Raw genomic sequence first — 25577 nt, forward strand, 5'->3', positions numbered from 1 at the left:
TTATCATTTTTAGTTTTTCAAAATGTTTCACATTGTTATGGTTTGTGTATCAAAACAACTAAAACGGGTAACACTATGAAATCAGAAAATGCTATTAGCGCAATTGGCGATACTTTTTTAGCGCCAACAAAAGCGTTTAACGGATTAAAAGAAGCAAAAGGCTGGTCTTGGCTGGCAATCATCTTAATTTTTATTTTTGGCGTTTCGTCGCAAGTCATTTATTTCAACTCAGTTGATCAAGCTTTCTTTGTTGAGCAACAAGTGGCACAAATGGAACAAAGTGGCGATTATAACCCCGCACAACTAGAACAAGCTGAGGCGATGACCGCACAGCAGTTCCCAATGATGTGGATTTTCTCTGCAATTGGTGTGTTGATTGGTGTACCAACCATTTTTTGTATCTTTGCGCTTTATTACTACTTGATTGGCAAACAAGATATGGATTGTCATATGAGTTATGGCGATTGGTTTGGATTTACTGCATTCACCAGTTTACCAACTATTTTCGCTGCAATGGGTACTATTGTCTTGGTGTTAACAGCCTCAACTGGTGATATTCCGATGAGTGTCTTAACATTCGCTTCACTTAACCAATTAGTATTTGGCTTTGAAGCAAACCACGCGTTTGCAGGGCTATTAGAAAGTATCAATATTTTTTCAATTTGGTCGTTGGTACTAACTTATGTTGGCTTAAAATCTTGGACGAACTTTAGCAATAACAAAGCATTACTATTTGCATTACTACCAAGCCTGTTAATTTACGGTATTTGGGCAATCATCGCAGCACTTTAATGTGCTGCTTTTTTTCAGGGGTTGAAAATGAAAAAACTTGTAATTGTAATTGTTGCTATCGCCGCATTTGTTGCACTGATTGTCAGTCAGCAAATCAAAGGAGACAGTAAAGTACCTGAAGTTAAAGTGACGGTTGCAGAAAAAGGTAAAATCAAAGATTCCATCTTGGCATCAGGTACACTGGTGTTTAACACACAAGTACAACTTCGCTCTGAAGTCACAGGGCGAGTAGAGCGCGTATTTGTTGAGGAAGGGCAACGTGTTGAAAAAGGCGATATGCTAATGCAACTCGACACAGAAGCCTTTGAAGCTGAAGTTGACCGTTATAAAGCGCTAGTAAGACAAAGCGAAATTGATATTGAACGTGCACAAACACAACTCAAAAACTTTGCATCACAGTTAAAGCGTCAAAAAGAATTATATGATGTTGGGCTTTCGCAGCAAGAAATTTATGACAATGTAAAAAATGCTAAAGAGCTTGCTGAAATTGATGTGGAAGCGCGTAAAGAATCTCTTAATCAAGCAAAAGCATCACTGTCTATTGCAGAAGATCGTTTAAGTAAAAGTGTTTTTAGAGCAACAATGAGTGGTTTGCTTGCATCGGTAGATATTAAAGAAGGCGAGACGGTTATTGCCGGTACCACCAATATTGTCGGTTCAGATCTGATGTTACTTGCTGATCCGAGTAAAATATTAGCGGAGCTTAAAGTAGATGAAACGGATATAGCAAACATTAAGCTAAATCAAGAAGCTGAAATCTACGCTGCTGCCTACCCTAATAAACCGTTTATTGGTCAAGTAATTCATATTGGCACTTCGGCAAAACAGTTTGCTGGCTCACAAGGGCGTTCATTTAAAGTAAAAGTATTATTGAATACTGATGAGCGTACACTTTATGCCGGTATGAGTTGTCGCGCTGAAATTGCTACAGCAATAGGCGAAGATGCAATTAAGTTACCTATTGAAGCGGTGCAAAATGAAAAAGACAAACATTATGTTTGGTTGTTAAATGATGACAACACAGTAACAAAGAAATCAGTTGAATTAGGGGTTTCATCAGATATTGAACAAGCTATTGAAGAGGGCGTAAGTGCAGAGCAGAAAGTTGTTGTAGGCCCAGCTCGAGCAATTAGCAAATTAAAAGAAGGCGAAAAAGTTAAAATAAAAGCGGATGAAAAGGACACAAAAGATGTCAGTGATCGCGCTTAATAACATTCGTAAAGAATATAATATGGGTGAGCAAACATTTCGAGCACTTGATGATGTTAGTTTAACCATAGATGAAAATGAATATTTGGCGATTATCGGTCCTTCTGGTTCAGGTAAATCAACGCTTATGAATATTATCGGCTGCTTAGATGTTGCCACCAGTGGTGAGTATGTATTACAGGGTAGACCTGTAAAAAAAATGACAGAAACGGAACTTGCTGGTCAACGTAACAAAAGTGTGGGGTTTATTTTTCAAAGTTTTAATCTTATTCCCCGTGCAAGTGCATTAAGTAATGTAATGCAGCCGCTTATTTATCGCTTTATTTCAGCTAAAGAGAGGCAAAAATTAGCGACAGAAGCCCTAGAAAAAGTGGGACTTGGCGACAAGCTCAATCATTTACCATCACAATTATCAGGCGGTCAAAGACAGCGTGTAGCAATTGCAAGGGCGTTGGTAACTAAACCTGATATTTTATTAGGGGACGAACCTACCGGTAACTTGGATAGTAAAACAACTCATGAAATCATGATGTTATTTGATGAATTACACCGTGAAGGGCACACAATAATTCTGGTTACTCACGAGCAAGAAATTGCGGAACACTGTCACCGAGTGATCCGATTAGTCGATGGTAACGTGGTATCCGATACCCGAAATAGCGAGGAAAAAGCATATGTTTAAATCATTTCTTGCGATTATTGAAGGTACAAAGGCTGCTCTACAAGCAATTCGTGCAAATGCTATGCGAAGTGCGCTCACCTGTTTAGGCATAATTATAGGTGTTGCGGCGGTTATTACTGTGGTTGCAGTAATGCAAGGTTTTACTAAACAAATTAACGACCAACTTGCTGATATGGCACCCGATGTGACAACCATTAAGCCCTATACAACACCACAGCAAGAAATGCTTGGCAAGCGCTCATACCTGACAGTGAATGATTTTGAAACACTCAAAGGGAAAGTTGATGGGTTTGATACGATAACAGCACAAATGATGGCATTTCGTTTTCAAGGAGCAGTGGAGTACAAGGGTGAAAGCCATAATACGCGAGTAGTGGGTACAGAGTCGAATTACCAAAAAGCGTATCGCATTTACCCTGAATCGGGTCGTTATATTCGTCCTCAAGATGATGAAAAACGTCGTCGTGTGGCGTTTATTGGGGAAAGTTTAATTGAAAAATTAAAGTTACCTAAAAACCCTGTTGGTGAATATATAAAACTTGGTGGAGAGTGGTTCCGTATTATTGGTGTTGCTGAAAAGCAAGGTAGCTTTTTAGGGTTTGATCAAGATGATTACATTAATATTCCAATTAGTACCATGCAGTTACTTGAAGGGAATCAACGCAAACCATATTTCCAAATTATGTTTCGTTTAAAACCTGATGTTGATGAAGCCAAAACATTAGCGCAAATGAAACGAATCTTAAGGCAAAATCATAAGCTGACAAAAGATCAACATGATGATTTTGAATTTGAAACAGCTGAAAAGGCCCGAGAAAACATTGATAAATTTACTGGTAGTGCAACGGCCATTACTGCAGGCATTGTTGGCATTAGCTTGATTGTCGGTGGTATTGGCGTGATGAATATTATGCTAGTTTCAGTCACGGAGCGTACGCGTATTATAGGCACACTAAAAGCGTTAGGTGCAACACCAGGCTTTATCATGCTGCAATTTTTGGTTGAAGCCGTGGTTTTAAGTCTCTTTGGTGGCATTATTGGATTAATGACTGGTTATGGCGCCGCTGCTGCAATCTCAGCAATTGTACCAGGTATGCCAGATGCGTACATTCCAATGTGGGCAATTTTGTTGTCGTTTGGTTTCACTTCTGCAATCGGTGTTATCTTTGGATTGGTGCCTGCAATTAAAGCCGCAAGACTCAACCCTATTGATGCGTTAAGATACGAATAACAAGTGGGCATTAAGGAGCTTAAAATGAAAAAATGGTTTTTCGCCTTACTGGTAAGTACATTTTTAGTTGGTTGTGACTCAAATGAAGTGGGTGATGTATCACTAGGTATGTTTACAACTAAAGATATAAAACTCAATCATTTTAAAGACCCAATAATTACCGGTGTGGCATGTCACGTTGCTTCTATTGAAGCCAATTTGAGCCTATCCGACCCAAGTGATAGCTCAATTGCTTGCAGACAAACAGGCCCAATTACCAAAGAGATGATTGCAAAAATAGATATGTCGGATTCAGGTGAAGTGATATTTAAAAAATCTAAAAGTGTATTATTCAAATCGATGAAAATTAGACGCGTTTTAGATAAAGAAAACCAAACCTTGATGTATCTTGCTTATTCTACAAAAGAAACTTCTGGTAGTTTTAAACACAGTTTATCGACGGTACCACTGTGGGGAACTAAAGCGTATAATTTCCAAAGCATAGAAAATTAACTTTAAATTCAGCTTTGCTATGTTAATTTGTGAATTCTGAATAAAAAACCAAATAGGAGATTTTGATGATTGTTTTAAACCCAACCGGGTGTAATGCATAAATAATTTCACCCGGTAACAATTACCGGGGTTAAAAGCCCCTTTTTTAAAATATTTAAGGGCATAAAATGATAAATATTAACAAATTAAACTTTATTGGCTGGCAGCCATTCTTTCAACAACAATTAAGTATGGAAGAGTGGTCAGATACGATACCAGTACGTGTAATTGAGCAGCATCGTAGTCAATTAGTTGTTGATAATACAGAGCAGCTACTAACGTTGCCAATAACAATGACAACATCAAAGTGTGTTGTTGGTGATTGGCTGTTACTTGATGAAGCGCATCAATTTACTAGGTTACTTGAGCGTAAAAGCTTATTTTCACGAAAATCAGTAGGCTCACAGCGTGAAGTGCAACACATTGCTTCGAATATAGACGTTGCATTTATTATGTGTTCGCTTAACGATGATTTTAATTTGAATCGGATTGAGCGCTATTTAGCATTAGTGAATGTGGCTGATTGTGAAGCTGTTATTATTTTAACAAAAGCGGATTTAGTTGATGATTGCGAGCAAAAGCAAGCATTAGTCCAAGCGTTAGATCCTCTATTAAGCGTTGAAGTAATTAATTGTTGTGATGATAAAGCGAATGAACAACTAGCACCTTGGCTTAAACCGCAAACGAGTATTGTATTGCTTGGTTCATCAGGTGTTGGTAAGTCAACTTTAAGCAACACGCTTTTAGGTGGACGTGTGCAATCTACGGGCGCAATCCGTGAACAAGATAGTAAAGGGAGACACACAACTATCAGTCGTCATTTACTTATGCTTGAAAGTGGTGCGGTCATTATAGACACTCCTGGTATGCGTGAATTGCAGTTAGCCGATGTAACTGACGGCATTGATGCGACATTTAAAGATATAGAATCGTTATCAAATAACTGTAAGTTTGCGGATTGTAGTCATACAGCTGAACCTGCTTGTGCAGTGAGAGCAGCAATTGAATTGGGAGAATTATCAGAACGTCGATTTTTGAACTATCAAAAATTACGTAAAGAAAACCAATTTAATACAGCTTCTTTACAAGAGCGGCGGGCACACGATAAGTCGCTGAGTAAATATTACAAACGTACTCAGAGCCAAGCGACAAAAATTAAACGAATGCAATAAAAAAGGGAGCGTGTGCTCCCTTTTCTTTAGTTTCTTTGAGCGTATAATTAATGCTCAAAAAGTGCTGAAATTGACTCTTCGTTGCTTACGCGACGAATTGTCTCAGCAAGCATATCTGCAAGTGTAAGCACTTTAATCTTATCGATTGCTTTAAGCTCATCAGTCAGTGGTACTGAGTCAGTAACAATCACTTCGTCAATTACTGAGTTTTTGATGTTTTCAGCGGCTGCACCAGATAATACTGGATGTGTAGCGTATGCAAATACACGGCGTGCACCATGTTCTTTTAATGCTTCAGCGGCTTTACATAATGTGCCACCAGTATCGATCATGTCGTCAACAATGATACAGTCACGACCTTCAACATCACCGATAATGTGCATTACTTGCGATACGTTAGCGCGTGGGCGACGCTTATCGATAATCGCAAGATCTGTGTCGTCGAGTAATTTTGCAATCGCACGTGCGCGAACAACACCACCAATGTCTGGTGATACCACAACAACATCTTCAAACTTTTTCGCTTTCATATCTTCAAGAAGAATTGGGCTACCGAAAACATTATCAACAGGTACGTCGAAGAAACCTTGAATTTGCTCAGCGTGTAAATCAACCGTAAGAACACGGTCTACACCAACGCTTGAAAGGAAATCTGCAACTACTTTCGCGGTGATTGGAACACGAGCACTACGCACGCGACGATCTTGGCGAGAATAACCGAAATATGGGATAACCGCAGTAATACGACCAGCTGATGCACGACGTAGTGCGTCAACCATTACGATTAATTCCATTAAGTTATCATTAGTAGGTGCACAAGTAGATTGCACGATGAAAACGTCAGAACCACGTACGTTTTCGTTAATTTGAACGCTAATTTCACCGTCACTAAAACGACCAACTTCAGCGTCACCAAGATCAATGTATAAGCGTTTTGCAACTTTTTGAGCTAACTCAGGCGTTGCGTTACCAGCGAAGAGCTTCATGTCTGGCACGGTAGGTTTCCTCAGGCACTTTTTTGGGTAACGTTAGTTACCAATAATTAATTTAGTTTAGTACGTAGCTCCGAATGTGCTGGAGATATGTTCGTACTTCTTGCTACAAAGCCTTGCCAAGTGTCAGGGAGCATATTTAACGCTGCTTGGGCTGCGTGTTGTGTTTCAAAACTGACAAAACAACATGCGCCGGTACCTGTCATTCTCGACGGAGCGTATTTTAACAACCAGTTAAGGGTCTTTTCAACCTCAGGATAGCGCTTTTTCACTAACTCTTCGCAGTCATTGCGATGTTTAACGCTTTGCCAATGGCTTGATAATTTGGGTGTATTACGAGGTAAGTCAGGATCGTTGAAGATTAATCCTGTACTAATATGCACATTTGGGTGAACTACTAAGTACCATTTTTCGGGTATCTTAACGTCTTCAAGTTGTTCACCGATACCATGGGCAATTGCCGCGCGACCATTAATAAATACAGGCACATCGGCACCAAGTTGCACACCAATATTAGCAAGCTCTTGCAGTGATAAATTTAATTGCCAAAGTGCGTTAAGTGCAAGTAGTGTAGTTGCAGCATCGGAAGATCCACCACCAACCCCGCCACCACTTGGCAAACGTTTATCAAAAGATATTTCAGCGCCTAATTTACAACCAGTCGCTTTTTTTAAGGATATTGCTGCTTTATAAATTAAATTATCGTTGTCATTGAGCCCTGAAATTTGGGTATTTAAAACAATTCTGTCGCTTGTGTTTGTTTTAAAATGAAGAGTGTCACCATAGTCTAAGAACACAAACAGCGTTTCCAGTTCATGATAACCATTATCTAAACGGCCATTTATATGAAGAAATAAATTGAGTTTTGCTGGTGCAATTAAAGAAAGTTCGTTTAAATCTGCCATGAATATACTTTTAATTTAAGTTTTACACTGCTGTGGGTAAGCGAAATTGAATAAGGAAGCCAATAACCACCGTGTTTTTTATAATCGTTGTACGAAATTTGCCACTGCTCACCTTTAGAATCAGTTAACGTAGCTTGGTTAACACGATTTAGCTCATCGGCAAGATAATGTGTGGTGTTTGGTAAGCCCTTTAGCCAATTAGGATCATCTAAAAAAGGCAAGTTCATACCTGTTAACCAATAAACTAATTGTTGCGCATTCTTTCCGGTATGCGTTTCGCCATCAAGTTCAAGAGTTGCTTGGTTTTGCGTTTTTTCGAGTGCTAAAACAGACGTACCGACAAAACTGGTGAGATTTAAATTATCTTTTAGCGGAGTAGTGGACCAAAATAAATTCGCGCTTTGTCGTTTTTTTGGTTGAATAATCGCAAGTTTTCCTTGGACTTGCCAAGTATCTTGTTGAAGTAATTGTCTTTGCCAATTTTCTTTTACTGTCGCATTATCGAAGTATTGACTTGCACAGCCACTCAAAAAGACCAAAAATATGACAAATATCATGCGTAATTGCATCAAATCTTAAATCCTTACTTTTTTTATTGACTTGATTTACGTAAAATTAATCGCTTTAAAACGTGCTAAAAACAAATTGTAGACATAATGACCATAGTTGCTTTAGGCATTAATCATAAAACAGCATCAGTAGAGCTGAGAGAACGCGTGGCGTTTTCACCCGAGCAAATTGATGTTGCCCTTTCTCAGCTTTGCCAACAATCTGGTGTAAATGAAGCCGTTGTTGTGTCTACCTGTAATCGAACAGAACTCTATTGTATCCTTGAAAATCAACATCCCCAAGTGCTTATTAAGTGGTTAGCGCAATTTCACAAAATTGGTGAGAATGAACTGGCTGAGCATATCTATCAGCATCAAGACTTTGCGGCTATCCAACATTTAATGCGAGTATCGGTCGGGTTAGATTCATTGGTACTAGGTGAGCCACAAATTCTTGGTCAGATAAAACAGTCCTATGCTAAAGCTAAACAAGCTGGGGTTGTAAATGCATTACTTGAACGCTTATTTCAGAAATGTTTTTCAGTAGCGAAACAGGTGCGTACCGAAACAGATATCGGAGCAAGTGCCGTTTCTGTTGCTTATGCTGCGGTAAATTTAGCAAAACACATATATGGTAATTTAGAACCAACCAAAGTGCTTCTGATCGGTGCAGGCGAAACAATAGAGCTGGTAGCACGACATTTATACCAAAATGGCTGTCAGCATATGACGGTTGCAAACCGTACTTTATCCAGAGCGGAAAATTTAGCAGAAGAATTTAATGCAAAAGTAGTGCCTTTAGCACGTGTGCCGGAAAGTTTAATTGAAGCTGATATTGTGATCAGCTCCACAGCAAGTACCTTACCGATTATTGGTAAGGGAATGGTTGAACAAGCTCTTAAAGCGCGTCGGTATAAGCCGATGCTTTTAGTAGATATTGCTGTGCCGCGCGATATTGAAGCGCAAGTGGCAGAACTTGATGACGCATACCTGTATTCAGTTGACGATTTACAAGAGATTGTTAATCAGAATATAGAATCCCGTGAGCGTGCTGCGTCTGAAGCTGAAGAAATTATCGTTAACAAGGCCAACGAATTTGTAACTTGGTTAAATGCGCTTGATTCCGTCGATATTATCCGCAGTTATCGCGAAAATATTGAACAAATAAAATTAGAGTTAGTACAAAAGGCGCAAGGTCAGTTAAAATCAGGTAAAGATCCAGAGAAAGTATTAAATGAGCTTGCTAACAAATTAGCAAATCGCATTATACATTCACCTACAAAAGCGATTAAGCAAGCGGCAGAACAAGATGATATTGCCAAGCTTGCACAAATCAAAAAAGTTTTAGATTTAGATAATTAATAGGCGTCAAGCTTAAATGAAAGAATCCGTTTATAGAAAATTAGAAACGCTGGTTGAGCGTTACGAAGAAGTACAAGCACTATTAAGTGACCCTGAAGTTATTTCAGACCAAGACCGTTTCCGTTCGTTATCAAAAGAGTACTCAGAACTTGAAGAAGTAACAAAAGCATTCAATGCGTATCGACAAGCTGAAGAAGACGTTGCAACAGCAGAAGAAATGCTAAAAGACAACGATCCTGATATGCGCGAGATGGCACAAGAAGAATTTAAAGAAGCCAAAGCCAATATTGAAGCGTTAGAAGATGAACTTCAAGTGCTTATGCTACCAAAAGATCCACGCGATAATAACAACGTATTCTTAGAAGTACGTGCAGGTACGGGTGGTGACGAAGCTGCTATTTTCGCGGGTGATTTATTCCGTATGTATAGCCGTTACGCTGAAACACAAAAGTGGAAAGTTGAAATTGTGAGCACTAATGAAGGTGAGCACGGTGGTTTTAAAGAAGTGATCGCCAATATTTCAGGTGATGGTGTTTACGGAAAACTTAAATTTGAATCAGGCGCACACCGTGTTCAACGTGTTCCTGAAACAGAATCTCAAGGGCGTGTTCACACCTCGGCATGTACCGTAGCGGTAATGGCGGAAGTACCTGAAGCTGAAGCAATTGAAATTAACCCGTCAGATTTAAAAATCGATACCTTCCGTGCATCTGGTGCAGGTGGTCAGCACGTAAACAAAACTGACTCGGCAATTCGTATTACGCACTTACCAACAGGCGTGGTTGTTGAATGTCAGGATGAGCGTTCGCAACATAAGAATAAAGCCAAAGCACTAAGTGTACTTGCATCTCGCTTACAACAAGCAGAAGATGAAAAACGAATGGCTGCTGAAGCAAGTGAACGTCGCAACCTAGTTGGTAGTGGTGACCGTTCAGAACGTATTCGTACTTATAACTATCCGCAAGGTCGTGTAACAGATCACCGTATTAATTTAACGCTTTATAAGTTAAATGAAATTGTTGAAGGTGACTTAGGTGCAATCGTTGATCCGCTTGTACTTGAGCATCAAGCTGATCTACTCGCAGCGATGGGCGATGAGTAATTATTCGCTTGAACAAGCACTTGCGTTTGGCGCAAGTGCTTTAATCTATACCTCAGAGTCCGCAAAATTAGACGCTGAAGTACTTCTTCTCGCAACAATAAATCAATCGCGTACCTACCTTTTTACCTGGCCAGATAAAATACTTACAGATGAGCAGCAGTCACAATTTATTGCTGCGATTGAAAAACGTAAGTTAGGTGAGCCTGTGGCCCACATTACACAATACAGAGAGTTCTGGAGCTTAAATTTTAAAGTAAGTCCCGCGACATTAATTCCCCGTCCAGATACCGAAACGCTAGTTGAACTTGCACTAACCAAAGCCACAGAAAATACAGGCAAATTACTTGATTTAGGCACGGGCACGGGTGCGATTGCGTTATCGCTTGCCAGTGAACTACCGAATTGGCAAGTAACTGCTGTTGATTTTAAACCGGAAGCAGTTGAACTCGCTAAGCAAAACAAACACTCACTGCAAATTGAAAATGCTGAAATTTTACAAAGTGATTGGTTTACTGCGTTGAGTGACTCACAGTTCGATATTATTGTATCAAATCCACCTTATATAGCCGGTCAAGACCCTCATTTACAACAAGGAGACGTTCGTTTTGAGCCACTTTCTGCATTAGTTGCTAAAAAGCAGGGCATGGCAGATATTGAGCATATAATAAAAACAAGCCGCAAATATTTGAAAGCAAAAGGCTGGTTATTGATTGAGCATGGTTATGATCAGGGGCAGTTAGTACGTGATTTTTTTGCAAAAATGGCATATAAAGTTATATCAACAGAGAAAGATTTAGGCGGCAATGACCGTGTAACCTTAGCCAAATGGGATCCTATTTAGTTTATTGAGTCGGTGCGTTAGCTAAGTCGTCATGAGGGGTATGGATAAAGTGGCAAGTGATTTTTTATTTTCAGAAGAGTCAGATCAAACTACTGAGCAAGAGCATAATCTTGGTGCTTGGAAGGTCTTGATTGTTGATGATGAACCAGAAGTCCATGCAGTAACCAAACTTGCATTAAGTGATTTTACATTTCAAGGTAAGCGATTGGAGTTTATCAGCGCATTCTCAGGAAAAGAAGCTGAGAAAATGATTCTAGCGAATCCAGATGCTGCGATTGTATTACTTGATGTGGTTATGGAAACAGATGATGCAGGCCTTAAAGTAGCGCAATACATTCGCGAAGATGCTAAAAATAATCACGTGCGAATAATCCTTCGTACTGGTCAGCCGGGGCAAGCACCTGAACGTCATGTGATTGTCAATTACGACATTAATGATTACAAATCAAAAACAGAGCTCACTGCTCAAAAACTGTTTACTGTGGTAATGTCTAGTCTACGTTCTTATCGTGATATTTTATCTATTGAGCAATCTCGACAAGGGCTTGAGAAAATTATTATGGCGTCTCGCGATATATTTTCTGCGCACTCGATGGACACATTTATTCATGGTGTGATGCAACAACTTACCTCTATTTTAGGATCTGTTGATGAAGCCATGTATGCCACTTCTTTTGTTGCAAGTAACCCCAATGATAAAGAACATGAGTTGATTGTGTTTGCAGGTCAAGGGGAGTTTGAAAAAAGTGAAGGTAAGCCTGTAAATCAGGTGTTAACTGGCAATCAGTTGAGTGCATGCCAAGAAGCGCTGAAAAACAAAAGCATCGTTTATAAAGATGATTATTTATTTGCGTTTTGTTCAAGCCGCTTTAATCATAATTCAATGTTGTATGTCTCTGGCATACCCAAAAATTTAACGCAAACTCACAAAGATTTAATAGAAATATTTTCACAAAATGTTCAAATTGCTTATGAGAATGTGCAATTACAATCTGAAATTGAAGATACACAGCGTGAAATTGTTTATCGTTTGAGTGAAGCGGTTGAGCAACGTTCATCTGAAACAGGTAACCATGTTAAGCGCGTATCATTGATTAGCTATGAGTTAGCAAAAGGCTATGGTTTACCGAATAAGGAATCTGAAATTTTACGATATGCAGCGCCACTCCATGATGTAGGTAAAGTAGGCATTCCGGATACTATTTTGCACAAGCCCGGTGCTTTGGATGATGAAGAATGGACAATCATGAAATCTCATGCTGTAAAAGGTTTTGAAATATTAACTGGCTCTCGTCGCGATATAATTAAAGCCGGTGCAGTATTGGCTCGTGACCATCATGAGAAATGGGACGGTTCGGGTTATCCTGCGGGAAAAAAAGAAGAGGAAATTCATATATATGGGCGTATTGTTGCGTTAGCGGATGTGTATGATGCATTGCGCCATAAACGTTGTTACAAAGAGGCTTGGACGTTAGAGCAAGTTACTGCAGAATTGACAAATCAACGAGGTAAACATTTTGAACCTAAATTGGTTGATATCCTTTTGAGCAACATAAACTTATATGAACAGATTTTAAGTAATTATCCAGAGTAATAAAAATGGAATATACAGCGTTAAAACATACCCATATTTTATTGGCATTAATCAGTGTTGTGCTTTTTTATACCCGTGCGTTTGCGAGAATAAAGCAGCTGCAATTAGCTAAAAACAAATTACTTTTTATTAGTAGTCACAGTGTTGATACATTGTTGCTGGTTTCAGCTGTTGCACTTGCAATGACTTTAGGTATGAGTCCGCATAACCAACCGTGGTTACTAGAAAAGATAATTTTAGTTGTCGCATTTATTACAGTGGGTATTCTAATGTCAAGGCAAAAACACATAAAAGGTCAGCTTTCTTTATTGTTACTTGCTACAACGGTTATTTTTGCTATTTTCTATCTAGCAAGATTTAAAACACCATTTCTTTTTTAAAGGCTGATTTTTCAGCCTTTTCTTTTATCTTTTAAACAATTCTATTTTCACAAAGTTAAAAAGCTTTAAAGTCTTTTTGAGCTAAAGCATAAAGTTAGTGTCTATTCTTTATCTATTCTACGGTGAACGTTGGTATTCATAGTAAAACGCGATAAACTGACAGCAATTTTTAGTAACTATGAGACCGAAGGGTATTGATGTTTGATATCTCTGAGGAAGAATATACTTCTACTGTTGAAGCGCCAGTGTTTACCTGTCTAAATCATGAGTCTTCTTGGTTAAGCAAGTTCGATTACTTTGCTTGTAAAGATAAACTTTCCGAACTTGTTTTATTGGCAGTAAAAACACAAAAGGCGGAATATACCGTTGAACAAAATTTAAATTCATTATTGGATTCTTTTTTTACTGATTGGGCATTCAGTGGCACCAGTCAAAAAGTCCCCATGAGTTTATTAAACAGTGTTGCTTACACCTTACATTATCGCACTGGGAGTACAATTTCTCTTGGTATGATTTTAACGTATGTAATGGAGCAACTCGGGTTTGATGTGGAAATGCTAGTATTTGAAAATGATATCCAAGTATTACTTGAAGTAAGTCAAGGTGAGGGTTATTTAATCGACCCTTGTTCAGGCTCACAACGCTGGTATATTAAGCCTGAAAACGATGCGGAAAACAGCCTTGATAATGCGTTTCAACAGCTGTTTGAAGAAGACGTTGAAAAACTATTTTTAGCGCATCAAAAATGGGCATTTATTAGTGAAAAACGTTACGGTGAAGCGTTTAAATGTGTTGAAAAGCTCATGGTGTTAACGGACGACGATCCCTATGAACTTCGTGATCGCGGCTATTTATTGCAAAATCTAAACTGCGACGAATTAGCTAAGAAAGATTTTGAAAAGTTTATTGAAGAATGCCCTGATGATCCCTCAATTGAGCTTTTACAAAATCAAATTGAAGAAATGGATAAACATCTTCGCACCATTCATTAATCAAAAAATAAAAATACAGGAAACGAACTAATGGACTCTCACTCGGTTATGTTCACCAATGACGCTGTCGTTATGGGCATGTTAGCCATTATTTTAGGATTTGTTTTTTATACATCTAATCTTAAAAGTGGTTTTTGGGCAAAATTTTATAAATATGTGCCAGCACTTTTAATGTGCTATTTCTTACCGTCATTACTCAATACATTCGGCATAGTGGATGGTGAAGGGAACAAAGTATACAGTGTTGCTAAATATTATCTTTTACCTGCGTGTTTAGTGTTATTAACACTAAGTATTGATTTAAAGGCAGTTGCAGCGCTTGGACCTAAAGCAGTTATTATGTTTTTAACAGGTACGGTAGGGGTTGTGATCGGTGGTCCAATTGCGCTTTTAGTGGCTGCGACCTTTATGCCAGAATTGTTAGGTGTAGATGGTGCAGGCGAATTATGGCGAGGTATGGCGGCACTTGCTGGCAGTTGGATTGGCGGTGGCGCTAACATGGTTGCGATGAAAGAAATTTACCAAGCCAATGGTGATATCTTCACAATTATGGTGACAGTAGACATTGTTGTCGCCAATATTTGGATGGCGGGCCTGTTGTATCTTGCGGCACGCCACAAAGAAATTGATAAGCATACCGGTGCTGATACCAGCTCTATTGATAAACTAATTGATACAGTAACCCATTTTGAGAAGCAGAATTCACGTAAACCAGAACTCCGAGATTTAATGCTATTAGTCGCTTTTGGTTTTGGAGCAACAGGTTTTGCGCATCTAATTGCAGACACTGCAGTGCCTTTTTTCCAAGCGAATTATCCTGAACTAGAAAAGTTTTCACTGCATTCAAAATTATTCTGGATCATCTTTGTTGTAACAACAATAGGCCTTAGCTTGTCATTTACCAAAGCACGCAATTTTGAAGCAGTAGGTGCATCTAAAGTGGGCGGTGCATTTTTATATATTCTTGTTGCCACTATTGGTCTTCATATGGATATTGGTAAAGTTTTTGAAGCACCGAAATACGTTATTATTGGTTTAATCTGGATGGCTGTGCATGTCATTTTATTATTTGTTGTTGCTAAGCTAATTAAAGCGCCTGTGTTTTATGTTGCAGTAGGCAGTAAAGCAAATATTGGTGGTGCAGCCTCAGCACCTGTTGTGGCTTCCGCGTTTCATCCGGCATTAGCACCTGTTGGGGTACTTTTAGCTGTGTTAGGTTACGCTTTAGGCACTTATGCGGCTTGGTTCTGTGGACAGGTTTTACAACTCGTTGGAAGTTAATAATTCAGTTAGGAATTTGAATGAATACACAAATTATCAAAGTAGGTAACTGCGACGTTGCCAACGACAAGCCATTTGTTTTATTTGGCGGTATGAACGTGCTTGAATCACGTGACTTGGCAATGCAAATTGCTGAGCATTATGTAGAAGTAACATCAAAGCTTAATATTCCATATGTGTTTAAAGCATCATTCGATAAAGCGAATCGCTCATCAATAAACTCGTATCGCGGTCCTGGTTTAGATGAGGGTCTTAAGATATTTGAAGAAATCAAAAAGACCTTTAATGTACCAGTGATTACGGATGTACACGAACCATATCAAGCAGCACCAGTTGCTGAAGTTGTTGATGTAATTCAGTTACCTGCTTTTTTAGCTCGTCAAACAGATCTTGTTGTTGCGATGGCTAAAACGGGTGCCGTGATTAATGTTAAAAAACCACAGTTTTTAGCACCTCATGAAATGCGTCATATTATTAAAAAAATTAACGAAGCAGGAAACGACCAAGTAATTTTGTGTGAACGTGGTTCGAGTTTTGGCTACAACAATCTTGTTGTTGATATGTTAGGTATGGATGATATGAAACTCCAAGCACCTGTAATTTTTGATGCAACTCACGCATTACAACGCCCTGGTGGACGCGCTGATTCAGCGGATGGTCGTCGTGCGCAAGCTGCAGAGCTTGCTAGAAGTGGAATGGCTTTAGGATTAGCTGGATTATTTATTGAAGCACACCCTGATCCAAATATTGCAAAATGTGACGGTCCGTGCGCACTGCCGCTTACAAAGCTTGAAGGCTATTTAAGTCAAATGAAAGCGGTAGATGAGCTTGTGAAAAGCTTTGAAGCATTAGATACCTCTGCAAGTTAATTAATAAAAAACACCGGCGAATGCCGGTGTTTTTTATTAATTTAAAATTCAAATTAAGTATCTTAAATCCAAGGCTATAAAAACATTATTTTAATCAAAAGAAATACAAATAAACGCGTAAATTGTAACTAACCCTCACTAGTTTAGATGCAGCAGCTAACTGCTTGTCTGTATTGGATGAGTAATTTCTTACTTTTATATGGTAAATCAAAATTGAGATACCATTCTTGTACGCTCACTTTAACTGAAGCTGCGGGTATACTCTCAACATCTATTATTAAAAGGAAGAAATAATTTATGCTGCAGTAGTACTGGTATCCTACTATTTAACCAAATATGTTAGATTGGTATGTTGCTAAAAAAGAGTGAAATATTAGAAAGCATTTTTACCCAGTTAAATAAGTGTAGCCAATGGCTACACTTTTTATAATGTTAATAGTAACGTAACTCGTCAACTTTGCCCCAAAACACCCTGTAAGAAAAAGCCGTATACGCTAAAATTGTTGGCACAACAATTAATGCTCCCCACAGTAAAAAGTTAAGCGATTCAGGCGCTGCAACAGCTTGCCAAATAGTTAACTGCCCTGGAACGATTTCAGGGAAAAAGCTAAATGCTAAGCCAAAGAATGACAGTGAAAATATCAACAAAGCAAAAATAAAAGGCAGGCTAGCCCCAATATTAGGCTTGCTATCTAAACGCTTTAATACAAACCAACATAAAATGAAAAAGCTCGCGCAAATAAGCGGAATTGGAATTAAGATCAACGCATAAGGGAAGGTAAACCACTTTAAATATATTTCAGGTGAAATAAAGAGATTCACTAATGACACAGCAAAAATACCCAGAAAAGTGATAATAACGGTAGATTTACAAACAGATATTGCCTTTTTCTGCAGCGCACCTTCAGTTTTCATTACAAGCCATGCACTACCAATAAATGCATACGCTGCGGTTACGCCAATTGCACTTAATACTGCAAAACCATGGGCTTCAAAACTATTATTAAATCCCATTACATATAAACCAAGCATATAACCTTGAGCAAGTGACGCAAGCAGTGAACCTAATTTGAACACGGTATCCCAACTTCGTTTATGGGCTACAATGGCTTTAGCTCTAAAATCAAATGCAACACCTCGCATAATTAACCCAATTAACATGAAAGTGCAGGGAATATAAAGTGCTTGCAATACAATGCTGTGCGCTGTAGGAAAAGCAATTAATAGCAAACCAATTGCAAGCACAAGCCAGGTTTCATTGGCATCCCAGAAAGGGCCAATAGAAGCAATCATGGTATCTGCATCTGTTTCATTATCTAAAGGCAATAAAATACCGACACCCAAATCATAACCATCTAAAACAGCATACATTAAGGTAGCTAAGCCCATCAGGGATACAAAAATCACAGCAAGTGTATTTTGATCAAACATATGCATTCTTTCCATTTTGTGAAATTGTTTTGATCGGTTGTTGTGCCATATCAAACTCTTCAATTTCTACTGCACGGCGTGCCATTAAAAACACAGTGTGTAGGTAAGCGACTAGTAATATGGCATAAACACTTAGATACATTGCTAAGCTAAAGCCAACATTTGCTGGGGCAATTTGAGTTGCAGCGTCCGATACTTTTAATACACCGCTGACAAGATAAGGTTGTCTGCCAATTTCTGTTACATACCAACCTGCGAGGGTTGCAAACCAGCCTGAAAAGGTAAGTAATACAAAGCTACGCATTAACCAATTTGGCAATTTATTTCGCTTTTTAAGCTGATAAACACCAAACCAAGACGCCGCAATCATCAATAAACCAAGGCCAACCATAATTCTAAAACCGAAAAAGACAGGCTTTACGGGAGGGTGCTCGCCAATAAATTCATTAAGCCCTTTTATTTCACCTTCCCAGTCATGGGTAAGAATAAAACTGGCCATGTTTGGAATACCTATCTCGAAGTGATTAGTGCGGCTTTCTTCATTTGGTATGGCAAATAGCAATAATGGAGCGCCTTTTTCGCTATGCCAAACACCTTCCATTGCAGCAATTTTTTGCGGCTGATGTTTGAGCGTATTTAAACCATGCAAATCACCTACAAATGCTTGAAGTGGAGCAAGCACTGCGGCAACAATTAATGCGACTTTTAGTGTTAGTTTTGGGGCTTGTTTGTCATCACCTTTTAATAATCGATAACAACTAATACCAATAATTAAAAAACTTGCAGTTAAACCAGATGCAAGCAGCATATGAGCTAAACGGTACGGAAAACTCGGGTTAAAAATGATCGCAAACCAATCTGTTGGATAAGCAACCCCATCTCGCATCTCAAAGCCTGTTGGTGTTTGCATCCATGAATTTAGGCTCAAAATCCAAAAAGCTGATAGTGTAGTACCAAGTGCAACTATAAAGCATGCAAGGGTATGGACTTTCGGTGGCACGCGTTTAATACCAAAAAGCATAATGCCTAAAAAAGTTGCTTCTAAGAAAAATGCCGTTAGCACTTCATAACCGAGAAGAGGGCCTGCAATATTACCGACCTTTTCCATAAAACCTGGCCAATTTGTGCCAAATTGGAATGACATCGTAATGCCGCTTACCACACCTAAAGCGAAGGATAAAGCGAAAATTTTCACCCAAAATCGATATGCACGCATCCAAACTGGATTATCCGTCATATCAAATCTGACTTTAAAAAATACCAAAAACCAACACAAAGCGATGGTAATAGTGGGAAACAAAATATGAAAACTAATGTTGGCCGCAAACTGTATGCGTGAAAGCATTAATGTATCCAACATAAACAACCCCCAAAAATGAGGCTATCAATACTTATTCCATTAAAAAATGTATTGAATAGCACGACGACAAAAAACACCTTATTTGGTGCACAAAAAAAGCGGTATGGTTATTTACCATTACCGCTTTTTAAAACTTTATCTTTAAAGTCGAGTACTTTAACCACACCAGAGCCAAGCTTCATTAATGTGGTTAATTTCTCTGGGCTCATACTTTGTAATTCACTTGCCCAGACTGTGATTGTTTCAAGTAAATCATGGATTTCAGCCATTTTATCTTGTGCATATGCTTCTTCGGCATTCGCTGGCTCGTCGATAATAGAAGCGCGCAAGAGAGATAGGGTTGGGTCCATCTCTCTTTTTCTGCGCTCTTCGAAAACTCGGTTTGCTAATTCCCAAATATCACCAGCGGGTGCGTAATAGTCCTTTCGGTCACCTGGTTTATGGATAACAGATACTAAACGCCATGACTGCAGCTCTTTAATTGCCATGCTAACATTGCCGCGAGAGATATTAAGTGTCTCTGACAAATCAACGGCACTAAGGGGCTGTTCACTCATGAGTAACAATCCCATGATTTGGCCAATTGTACGGTTAAATCCCCAACGACTGCCCATTTCACCACAGTGCATCACAAAACTTTCGATTTTTGGTGTTAATAACATTCTTAACTTTCAATAATTTCTGAAACTTTTAAATAATGGTAATTGTATACTTGATGTAGATCAATCTTTTTATTGAATTAACAGGAATTAAATTAAAGCGCTTTTAGTATTACTGATGTAATGAGTATTTTTGCTTGGAACCATGTTGCATTCATTTGCTTAAAGATTAGGCAAATGAATTGTCTGTTTGCAATTGTGTCATCCATCAACACCTAACTAAAACGCTCACATAAAAGGTCTTCTTAATACACTAAGTGGCCAAAGTATTTAACGCTTGAAAGGGCAGCAAGCTGGGATGAGCACGAGCTATTAACGCAATTTGACATCTTATATTGTTAACTATAAACACTTTAGACAATTTTAATTAGATATGGATATATATAACGAACAAATAGTGTTTGAATTAAGTCGCAATAGCAATATCTCAAACATAGAACTCGCCGAGCGCATCGGATTATCACCGTCGGCTTGTTTAAGGCGTGTTCAGGATCTAGAGCGCAAAAAGGTGATAATAGGCTACAAAGCGACGATTGATGCTGAGCATCTAGGTATAGGGTTTAAAGCAATGTGACAGTAGGTTTATCAGTGAGTATAAAAGTCGCTTAAACACAATTTGAGCAAGCAATTACATTATCAAAAGAAGTACTGTATTGTCATAACGTTACCGGTGCTTTTGAATGTATTTTGCGTGTAGAAACAGCGGATCTTCAAAGTTACAAGCAATTTCATACCGATGTATTGGGGGTTATTGAGCAAGTAGCGACGATTACAACGCATGTTGTAATAGCGTAGGTAAAGGATTCTTGATTAATCATAGCGAAATTTAATTTCAGTTCTACAAAACTAGCAAATTGGAATCTAGTTAGCCTGATGCTGTTTCTAGGTACATGGCTGAAATGTTCGTGAAAAATGTTTTATTGAGAACAGATTTATTTAGTCACCAAAAAAATAATGAGAAAGTTTTTAAATATCTGAATTTTGATTAATTAATACCATTGCAGGCAATGACTATATTATTTAGTTATCTAAAGTATTTTTTCTGACATAAATCTGTAATAACAAAAGTGCTATTTATACCAATTGTTAATAAACTGTAAAAATATATTGTAAATGTACCTAAATTGGTTATTTTGTGATCGGAGGTCACTCCTCTGATCACAAAATAATAATTAGGAACACACAGTATGAAAATAATTAAAATAATAGCTTATGCGGTGATGTTGTACGCAAGCAATAGCTTATTTGCTAATCAAGGACTCGCCTTTATTCATGGCACTGGAAATCAAACGGATGCTTACAATGATTACTGGACGGGCGACTTTGTAAACTCGGTTAAGCAAGGTCTTTCTAATACAAATAATGTTACAGTGATAAATTGTGACTTTGATCAGTACATGTGGGATGCACGTGCATCTGGGTGTTTAGCTGAACAATTAAGCGAATTTATCGACAGTAAAAATATTTCATCGCTTACCCTTATTACACATTCAAACGGTGGCAATGTTGTACGTTGGATTTTATCAAATCCAACTTGGGATAGCCGTTTCGTTAAAATCATTAATACCGTTTCCAAAACAATTGCACTTGCACCGTCTTCTGGCGGAACACCGCTTGCAGATGCCGTTACCGCAGGTAATTCATTTGAAACAACACTTGGCTGGATACTTGGGTATTCTAGTAACGCCGTAAAACAGCAGCAAGTAGGCTGGATGGCGCACTACAACCAAAATTGGTTATACGGTACACCAAACAGGCCTTCATTAAGCTCACAATTTGAAGTGGTGGTTGGTAGCGATGTTGACTCAGCGATTTGGGATAGTGATAGCTATTGTGGTGGTTATCAATACCAATTGGCTTTAGAAGTTACTCAAAACTGGTTGGATAATTGCTCAGATGGGTTTCTTGAATGCAGCTCACAATCGCTGGCTGGTAGCGTTTGGTTTAAAGACAAAAACCGTACTAGAGGCAGTGAGCCATTAAGCCATCATCAAAGTCGTCGTAAATGTTTCAACCTTGATGGTCTTTTACGTAACCGCATTTAAGGAATAATAATAATGAAAAAATTAACTTTTGTTAGCCTTTGTTGCACATTGATCTATGCATCAAACATTTTTGCTGAGCAAATCGTTTATCAATACAAGCAAGTACAACCGCATGTTGCGAAACACCATAATCAGTCTCTAGATAGTAACGAGTATTGGATAACGGTATCTGGACAACAATTAAAAAGAGGCGTTGATTTGCCACTTTCAGCTAAAAACAGTTTTGTCCGTGTTGCGCCAAAAATAACTCATAAAAGTGATGAACAACCCTATATTGAGCCACTTGATGTGCGTTCACTCAAGTTAACATCAAACGATGCACAACAAAATAAGGAAACGTTTGCCGAACATATATTTGCTCAAAAAGAAATGGATGATGCTGGCTTTTCTGATGGCAGTGTCGCGCTAAAGGTGAAATCAAATAAAGCGTTACAAAAATTTGTACTTAAAACAGATCAATATCTTGATGATTCATCACAGTATTTAGTGCATGTAAAAGAAAAAGAAAGTAAAGCCATTTTAAATGTGATTGCTGCGAATGAAATGAAAAGCACATCAAACTTGCTTGCCCTTCAGTCACTTCAATTTTCTGATCCTAACATCAAAGTAACTAATGTTTCGGCAAAACTAAAAAGTCCGATGAAAGAAAATGTAGATGTAAATGTGACATCTAGTGGCATCAGATTTACAGAGTCGCTTGATTATATTGGTTCAATTGACGGTTTATACGAGTTGGAGCTGCAAGTAGATGCAGAACTCTCTAATATGCCTATTAAACGTTCAATTAAAGTACCGTTTGTGAATATGAAACAAACGGCTAAAACAAGCACTAACTATACTTTTACTGAAATAAACAATTTAGTTAAAGTAACTGTGCCATTAACAGTTAGCGACCCAGGAAAATATAGTGTACAAGCTACCCTACAAGGTAGTAATGATGGTAAGCAATATTTTGATATTGCTACGGTAGCAATGGCCAAGGAGTTTTCAATGAATGGAAACTTCGAGATTCCATTTAAAGTGAATACAGGATATAACTTTTATCAACTGAGTAATGTTGTGTTAAAAGATCACAGCCGATTATTAGTATTAGAAACACCACCTTTACCTTCTTCGTTTTAACCTACCTCATAAATACGCCAAGATAATTGGCGTATTTTCTTCCAAACAAATAACTTATGACATAATAGGTTATAATTGATTGAGTATGCAGTATAGACAGGCAGAAAAATGGGTTTAACAGTAAAACAAAAAATTACCTTTGGCTTTTCATCCGTCGGGATACTACTAGCAGGAGTGTGTGTATTTTTTTATTTTTCATTAACCAATATTGAACGAGCTTATGTAAATATCAAAGAAGACGCACTTCCCATTCAGCGTAATGCAGATGATCTACTATCCATCATTCTTAATTATACAAAAAATGCTAACGCTATTTATGGTGCGTCAAAAGTTGTATCAATAGAAAAACTAGCAGAGCACAATAATCAACTTAAACAAGGTTTGCTAACACTATTAAGTAAAAACAAAATGGGCCTTTCGAATAATTTAGAAAATCTTAATCAACAATCACTGTCACTTATAAAGGCATCAGAAAGTTTGATTGACAATAAAAAAGGCTTCATAGCTGCTAAGAAGCAAAGTAAAGATTTAATCTTAAACCAACTTGAAGTGATAAAGCAGTCCTCTGACTTGCTTTATGACTTGGAGACACTTGCTGGTCTAGATGGGCGCTCATTAGACGAGGTGATGGGCACTGTTGTACGGATTGACGATATGCTATTTAACTTAACGGAATTAACAAATGGTTTAGGGCAAACTATCGATAAAGACATTCAAGAAAAACACCAAAACGATACGCGCTTTTTACTAGACAATATTAGGGATAATTATAATTTCTTGACGCAACAATTAGGCTCGGTGAATAGTAATGAGTTTCAACAGGCGTTCGAACGTAATTTAGCATCCTTCAAACGAAATGTTGATAGCCCTGGAGAACTATATATTCAACAAAAGGTTCAGTCGAACAAAGACACTCAAATTGAACAAAACTTTAATAAAATGGAAGTATTATCTGAAGACATCCTAGATTCAATTAACCAAATAAAACTCAATGCAAGCAATATTGTTAAGAGATATCAAAAAGTTGCAGACAATAAGATTGATGAAAATAAGACACTGCTAATCATTATCGCTGTGGTGTTTTTACTGGCTGCGTTGGTAATTGCAACCTTCACTATCAAAGCGATAGTAAGGCCGTTAAATCACATAAATAATACACTTACCAAGATTGCAGACGGTGATTTCTCAAAGTTAGCAATAAAAATTAATAATGATGAGTTTGGTGAACTTTGCGACAAACTTAACTGCGTAATAAACACCATGCAAGGATTGATAAACAATATTTTTGCTCAGGTTGTATTACTTGAACAACGACTTGAGAATTCACTTAGCCGAAGCAATACGGTATCGCAAAATGCACAGAATCAAATTGAGCGAGCTAAACATACTACTGCACTTGCTGAAGATGTCCATACCAGTGCTGATATGGTAAATACTCAAACCAAGCAAAGCAGTGATGATATTTCTGAAGCAAAAAAACAAAGCGATGCGGTGCTTTATTTAGCTACCCAAAATAGAGAGCAAATTCAGTTACTGGCTTCAAACTTAAACACCTCAGTGACCCTAATGGAGGAGCTTTCTAAACAATCAAGTAATATCGGCAGTATATTAGATACTATTGTAGCTATCTCTGAGCAAACAAATTTACTGGCTTTAAATGCCGCTATTGAGGCTGCGAGAGCGGGAGAGCAAGGGCGAGGTTTTGCTGTTGTTGCTGACGAAGTTAGATTGTTGGCATCTCGCACACAGGCAGCTACAAAAGAAATAGCGCACATGATCACTCGCCTTCAAACTGGCACCAGTGAAGCACAAAACACCATAATTCATGGACAAGAGACTGCTTTGACCTGTACAGAACGAAGTACAACTTTGACAGCAGCGGTCGATAGTATAGAGCAGAGTCTTTCTCGTCTTGCTGAGCAAAGCAACCAAATAGATAAATCAAGTTCAACACAGCGTGCTATGGCGCAAGATATTGTAGAACGTATGCAAGAAGTTGAACACAGCGCTGAAAATAACAGTAATGAAGTGCTAGCTCTTAGTGAAAACATACGTCAAATTAATGAGCTGGGTCATAAAGTTAGCGACGCACTCAATCGCTTTAAACTGTAATTTTTTATTACAAGTAGGGTTTTAAAAGTTTATGAACATTCACTTTGGCATTTAGCCGCTTGGCCAAAAGGTATAGACCTGCTACTTTGCGATGAATAAATAATGCATCTACGGGTGGCGTGTGCCACTGATCTTTTTGCTTGTTGATGCTCATAGTTTCGTGTCGCAAACTCGCTGCAATGGTGCAGGCTGCAAAATCATACTCTTGATTTAACCTAAGTGGCTCAGACGCAATACGAAACACATTCAAAATTTTTGTTAAGTATTCACCATCTATTTCTGCTTTGAAAAAACCAATACTGCGAGCTGCTTGCTCAATCTGTGTTTTATCTTGCAAATACAGTGCTTTGAAAAGAGATAGATAA

The 25577-nt window shown here is 38.2% G+C and carries 25 protein-coding genes and 1 pseudogene; 19 read left to right on the top strand and 7 right to left on the bottom strand.

Annotated features, from left to right (window positions below):
- Nucleotides 1-75 precede the first annotated feature (75 nt).
- The 6 genes from ABYD77_RS01170 (at nt 76) to rsgA (ending at nt 5617) form a co-directional block, all read left to right on the top strand.
- The gene (locus tag ABYD77_RS01170; RefSeq protein WP_372766184.1) at nt 76-792 is read left to right on the top strand and encodes a YIP1 family protein; all 717 of its coding nucleotides are present in this window, start codon (nt 76-78) and stop codon (nt 790-792) included.
- Nucleotides 793-819: 27 nt separating this feature from the next.
- A complete protein-coding gene (locus tag ABYD77_RS01175; protein ID WP_372766186.1) occupies nt 820-2001 on the top strand; it encodes an efflux RND transporter periplasmic adaptor subunit in 1182 nt (393 codons plus the stop codon).
- Nucleotides 1982-2683, top strand: coding sequence for an ABC transporter ATP-binding protein (locus ABYD77_RS01180; RefSeq protein WP_372766188.1), 702 nt, complete (start codon nt 1982-1984; stop codon nt 2681-2683). Before ABYD77_RS01175 ends, ABYD77_RS01180 begins: the two co-directional genes overlap by 20 nt.
- On the top strand, nt 2676-3914 hold the full coding sequence (locus tag ABYD77_RS01185; RefSeq protein WP_372766190.1) for an ABC transporter permease: 1239 nt from the start codon (nt 2676-2678) through the stop codon (nt 3912-3914). Before ABYD77_RS01180 ends, ABYD77_RS01185 begins: the two co-directional genes overlap by 8 nt.
- A gap of 24 nt (nt 3915-3938) precedes the next feature.
- Nucleotides 3939-4406, top strand: a complete 468-nt coding sequence (locus tag ABYD77_RS01190; protein ID WP_372766192.1) for a CreA family protein — start codon at nt 3939-3941, stop codon at nt 4404-4406.
- A gap of 167 nt (nt 4407-4573) precedes the next feature.
- Entirely contained in the window at nt 4574-5617 is a 1044-nt protein-coding gene (gene rsgA / locus ABYD77_RS01195; protein WP_372766194.1) for a ribosome small subunit-dependent GTPase A, read from the top strand.
- A gap of 47 nt (nt 5618-5664) precedes the next feature.
- Here rsgA and ABYD77_RS01200 read toward each other — a convergent pair whose 3' ends face one another.
- The 3 genes from ABYD77_RS01200 to lolB are packed head-to-tail and all read right to left on the bottom strand — an operon-like array spanning nt 5665 to nt 8083.
- Nucleotides 5665-6612: a ribose-phosphate pyrophosphokinase gene (locus ABYD77_RS01200; protein WP_274759943.1), complete on the bottom strand. Its 948-nt coding sequence runs from the start codon at nt 6610-6612 to the stop codon at nt 5665-5667.
- A 47-nt stretch (nt 6613-6659) separates the two neighbouring features.
- Nucleotides 6660-7514, bottom strand: a complete 855-nt coding sequence (ispE, locus tag ABYD77_RS01205) for a 4-(cytidine 5'-diphospho)-2-C-methyl-D-erythritol kinase (protein ID WP_372766197.1) — start codon at nt 7512-7514, stop codon at nt 6660-6662.
- On the bottom strand, nt 7502-8083 hold the full coding sequence (lolB, locus tag ABYD77_RS01210) for a lipoprotein insertase outer membrane protein LolB (protein ID WP_372766230.1): 582 nt from the start codon (nt 8081-8083) through the stop codon (nt 7502-7504). Before lolB ends, ispE begins: the two co-directional genes overlap by 13 nt.
- Before the next feature lie 87 nt (nt 8084-8170).
- Between lolB and hemA the strand changes: the two genes are divergently transcribed.
- The 8 genes from hemA (at nt 8171) to kdsA (ending at nt 16483) form a co-directional block, all read left to right on the top strand.
- On the top strand, nt 8171-9424 hold the full coding sequence (gene hemA / locus ABYD77_RS01215; RefSeq protein ID WP_372766199.1) for a glutamyl-tRNA reductase: 1254 nt from the start codon (nt 8171-8173) through the stop codon (nt 9422-9424).
- 16 nt (nt 9425-9440) lie between these two features.
- The gene (prfA, locus tag ABYD77_RS01220) at nt 9441-10526 is read left to right on the top strand and encodes a peptide chain release factor 1 (RefSeq protein WP_372766201.1); all 1086 of its coding nucleotides are present in this window, start codon (nt 9441-9443) and stop codon (nt 10524-10526) included.
- Entirely contained in the window at nt 10519-11367 is an 849-nt protein-coding gene (gene prmC, locus ABYD77_RS01225) for a peptide chain release factor N(5)-glutamine methyltransferase (protein WP_372766203.1), read from the top strand. The genes prfA and prmC overlap by 8 nt, the downstream gene beginning before the upstream one ends.
- A gap of 49 nt (nt 11368-11416) precedes the next feature.
- Nucleotides 11417-12961, top strand: coding sequence for a DUF3369 domain-containing protein (locus ABYD77_RS01230; protein ID WP_372766232.1), 1545 nt, complete (start codon nt 11417-11419; stop codon nt 12959-12961).
- A 5-nt stretch (nt 12962-12966) separates the two neighbouring features.
- A complete protein-coding gene (locus ABYD77_RS01235; RefSeq protein WP_372766205.1) occupies nt 12967-13341 on the top strand; it encodes a SirB2 family protein in 375 nt (124 codons plus the stop codon).
- Nucleotides 13342-13538: 197 nt separating this feature from the next.
- The gene (locus ABYD77_RS01240) at nt 13539-14333 is read left to right on the top strand and encodes a tetratricopeptide repeat protein (protein WP_372766207.1); all 795 of its coding nucleotides are present in this window, start codon (nt 13539-13541) and stop codon (nt 14331-14333) included.
- A 30-nt stretch (nt 14334-14363) separates the two neighbouring features.
- Nucleotides 14364-15614, top strand: a complete 1251-nt coding sequence (locus tag ABYD77_RS01245) for a DUF819 domain-containing protein (protein ID WP_372766209.1) — start codon at nt 14364-14366, stop codon at nt 15612-15614.
- Between the two features lie 20 nt (nt 15615-15634).
- On the top strand, nt 15635-16483 hold the full coding sequence (gene kdsA / locus ABYD77_RS01250; protein ID WP_372766211.1) for a 3-deoxy-8-phosphooctulonate synthase: 849 nt from the start codon (nt 15635-15637) through the stop codon (nt 16481-16483).
- A gap of 432 nt (nt 16484-16915) precedes the next feature.
- On the opposite strand, the gene ABYD77_RS01255 is transcribed toward kdsA, so the two are convergent.
- From ABYD77_RS01255 to ABYD77_RS01265, 3 genes are all read right to left on the bottom strand, one after another.
- The gene (locus ABYD77_RS01255; RefSeq protein WP_372766213.1) at nt 16916-17914 is read right to left on the bottom strand and encodes a cytochrome d ubiquinol oxidase subunit II; all 999 of its coding nucleotides are present in this window, start codon (nt 17912-17914) and stop codon (nt 16916-16918) included.
- Entirely contained in the window at nt 17907-19274 is a 1368-nt protein-coding gene (locus ABYD77_RS01260) for a cytochrome ubiquinol oxidase subunit I (RefSeq protein WP_372766215.1), read from the bottom strand. Before ABYD77_RS01260 ends, ABYD77_RS01255 begins: the two co-directional genes overlap by 8 nt.
- 107 nt (nt 19275-19381) lie before the next feature.
- Nucleotides 19382-19936, bottom strand: a complete 555-nt coding sequence (locus ABYD77_RS01265) for a GbsR/MarR family transcriptional regulator (RefSeq protein WP_372766217.1) — start codon at nt 19934-19936, stop codon at nt 19382-19384.
- 370 nt (nt 19937-20306) lie between these two features.
- On the opposite strand from ABYD77_RS01265, the gene ABYD77_RS01270 reads away from it, so the two are divergent.
- The 5 genes from ABYD77_RS01270 to ABYD77_RS01290 all read left to right on the top strand — a co-directional run bounded on the left by ABYD77_RS01270 (nt 20307) and on the right by ABYD77_RS01290 (nt 25212).
- Nucleotides 20307-20507, top strand: coding sequence for an Lrp/AsnC family transcriptional regulator (locus ABYD77_RS01270; RefSeq protein ID WP_372766219.1), 201 nt, complete (start codon nt 20307-20309; stop codon nt 20505-20507).
- Nucleotides 20508-20581: 74 nt separating this feature from the next.
- Nucleotides 20582-20728, top strand: coding sequence for an Lrp/AsnC ligand binding domain-containing protein (locus tag ABYD77_RS01275; protein WP_372766234.1), 147 nt, complete (start codon nt 20582-20584; stop codon nt 20726-20728).
- 392 nt (nt 20729-21120) lie between these two features.
- Nucleotides 21121-21978 (top strand): hypothetical protein, encoded by an 858-nt coding sequence (locus ABYD77_RS01280; protein WP_372766222.1) that lies wholly within the window; start codon nt 21121-21123, stop codon nt 21976-21978.
- Between the two features lie 12 nt (nt 21979-21990).
- Nucleotides 21991-23100, top strand: coding sequence for a DUF4785 domain-containing protein (locus tag ABYD77_RS01285; RefSeq protein ID WP_372766224.1), 1110 nt, complete (start codon nt 21991-21993; stop codon nt 23098-23100).
- A 108-nt stretch (nt 23101-23208) separates the two neighbouring features.
- The gene (locus tag ABYD77_RS01290; RefSeq protein ID WP_372766226.1) at nt 23209-25212 is read left to right on the top strand and encodes a methyl-accepting chemotaxis protein; all 2004 of its coding nucleotides are present in this window, start codon (nt 23209-23211) and stop codon (nt 25210-25212) included.
- A gap of 7 nt (nt 25213-25219) precedes the next feature.
- Here the strand turns inward: ABYD77_RS01290 and ABYD77_RS01295 are convergent.
- Nucleotides 25220-25577 (bottom strand): annotated as a pseudogene (locus ABYD77_RS01295) (AarF/ABC1/UbiB kinase family protein); the annotation flags it as partial.

It is taken from the genome of Pseudoalteromonas sp. (assembly GCF_041629635.1).
GTDB lineage: Bacteria > Pseudomonadota > Gammaproteobacteria > Enterobacterales > Alteromonadaceae > Pseudoalteromonas.

What these genes read in the sequence shown, in the direction of transcription:
- ABYD77_RS01265 (WP_372766217.1), bottom strand. Translation starts at nt 19,936, where the DNA reads ATGTTATTAACACCAAAAATCGAAAGTTTTGTGATGCACTGTGGTGAA.
- ispE (WP_372766197.1), bottom strand. Translation starts at nt 7,514, where the DNA reads ATGGCAGATTTAAACGAACTTTCTTTAATTGCACCAGCAAAACTCAAT.
- prfA (WP_372766201.1), top strand. Translation starts at nt 9,441, where the DNA reads ATGAAAGAATCCGTTTATAGAAAATTAGAAACGCTGGTTGAGCGTTAC.
- ABYD77_RS01290 (WP_372766226.1), top strand. Translation starts at nt 23,209, where the DNA reads ATGGGTTTAACAGTAAAACAAAAAATTACCTTTGGCTTTTCATCCGTC.
- lolB (WP_372766230.1), bottom strand. Translation starts at nt 8,083, where the DNA reads ATGCAATTACGCATGATATTTGTCATATTTTTGGTCTTTTTGAGTGGC.
- rsgA (WP_372766194.1), top strand. Translation starts at nt 4,574, where the DNA reads ATGATAAATATTAACAAATTAAACTTTATTGGCTGGCAGCCATTCTTT.
- ABYD77_RS01280 (WP_372766222.1), top strand. Translation starts at nt 21,121, where the DNA reads ATGAAAATAATTAAAATAATAGCTTATGCGGTGATGTTGTACGCAAGC.
- prmC (WP_372766203.1), top strand. Translation starts at nt 10,519, where the DNA reads ATGAGTAATTATTCGCTTGAACAAGCACTTGCGTTTGGCGCAAGTGCT.
- ABYD77_RS01245 (WP_372766209.1), top strand. Translation starts at nt 14,364, where the DNA reads ATGGACTCTCACTCGGTTATGTTCACCAATGACGCTGTCGTTATGGGC.
- kdsA (WP_372766211.1), top strand. Translation starts at nt 15,635, where the DNA reads ATGAATACACAAATTATCAAAGTAGGTAACTGCGACGTTGCCAACGAC.
- ABYD77_RS01185 (WP_372766190.1), top strand. Translation starts at nt 2,676, where the DNA reads ATGTTTAAATCATTTCTTGCGATTATTGAAGGTACAAAGGCTGCTCTA.
- ABYD77_RS01285 (WP_372766224.1), top strand. Translation starts at nt 21,991, where the DNA reads ATGAAAAAATTAACTTTTGTTAGCCTTTGTTGCACATTGATCTATGCA.
- ABYD77_RS01190 (WP_372766192.1), top strand. Translation starts at nt 3,939, where the DNA reads ATGAAAAAATGGTTTTTCGCCTTACTGGTAAGTACATTTTTAGTTGGT.
- ABYD77_RS01255 (WP_372766213.1), bottom strand. Translation starts at nt 17,914, where the DNA reads ATGTTTGATCAAAATACACTTGCTGTGATTTTTGTATCCCTGATGGGC.
- ABYD77_RS01240 (WP_372766207.1), top strand. Translation starts at nt 13,539, where the DNA reads ATGTTTGATATCTCTGAGGAAGAATATACTTCTACTGTTGAAGCGCCA.
- ABYD77_RS01270 (WP_372766219.1), top strand. Translation starts at nt 20,307, where the DNA reads ATGGATATATATAACGAACAAATAGTGTTTGAATTAAGTCGCAATAGC.
- ABYD77_RS01180 (WP_372766188.1), top strand. Translation starts at nt 1,982, where the DNA reads ATGTCAGTGATCGCGCTTAATAACATTCGTAAAGAATATAATATGGGT.
- hemA (WP_372766199.1), top strand. Translation starts at nt 8,171, where the DNA reads ATGACCATAGTTGCTTTAGGCATTAATCATAAAACAGCATCAGTAGAG.
- ABYD77_RS01260 (WP_372766215.1), bottom strand. Translation starts at nt 19,274, where the DNA reads ATGTTGGATACATTAATGCTTTCACGCATACAGTTTGCGGCCAACATT.
- ABYD77_RS01175 (WP_372766186.1), top strand. Translation starts at nt 820, where the DNA reads ATGAAAAAACTTGTAATTGTAATTGTTGCTATCGCCGCATTTGTTGCA.
- ABYD77_RS01235 (WP_372766205.1), top strand. Translation starts at nt 12,967, where the DNA reads ATGGAATATACAGCGTTAAAACATACCCATATTTTATTGGCATTAATC.
- ABYD77_RS01170 (WP_372766184.1), top strand. Translation starts at nt 76, where the DNA reads ATGAAATCAGAAAATGCTATTAGCGCAATTGGCGATACTTTTTTAGCG.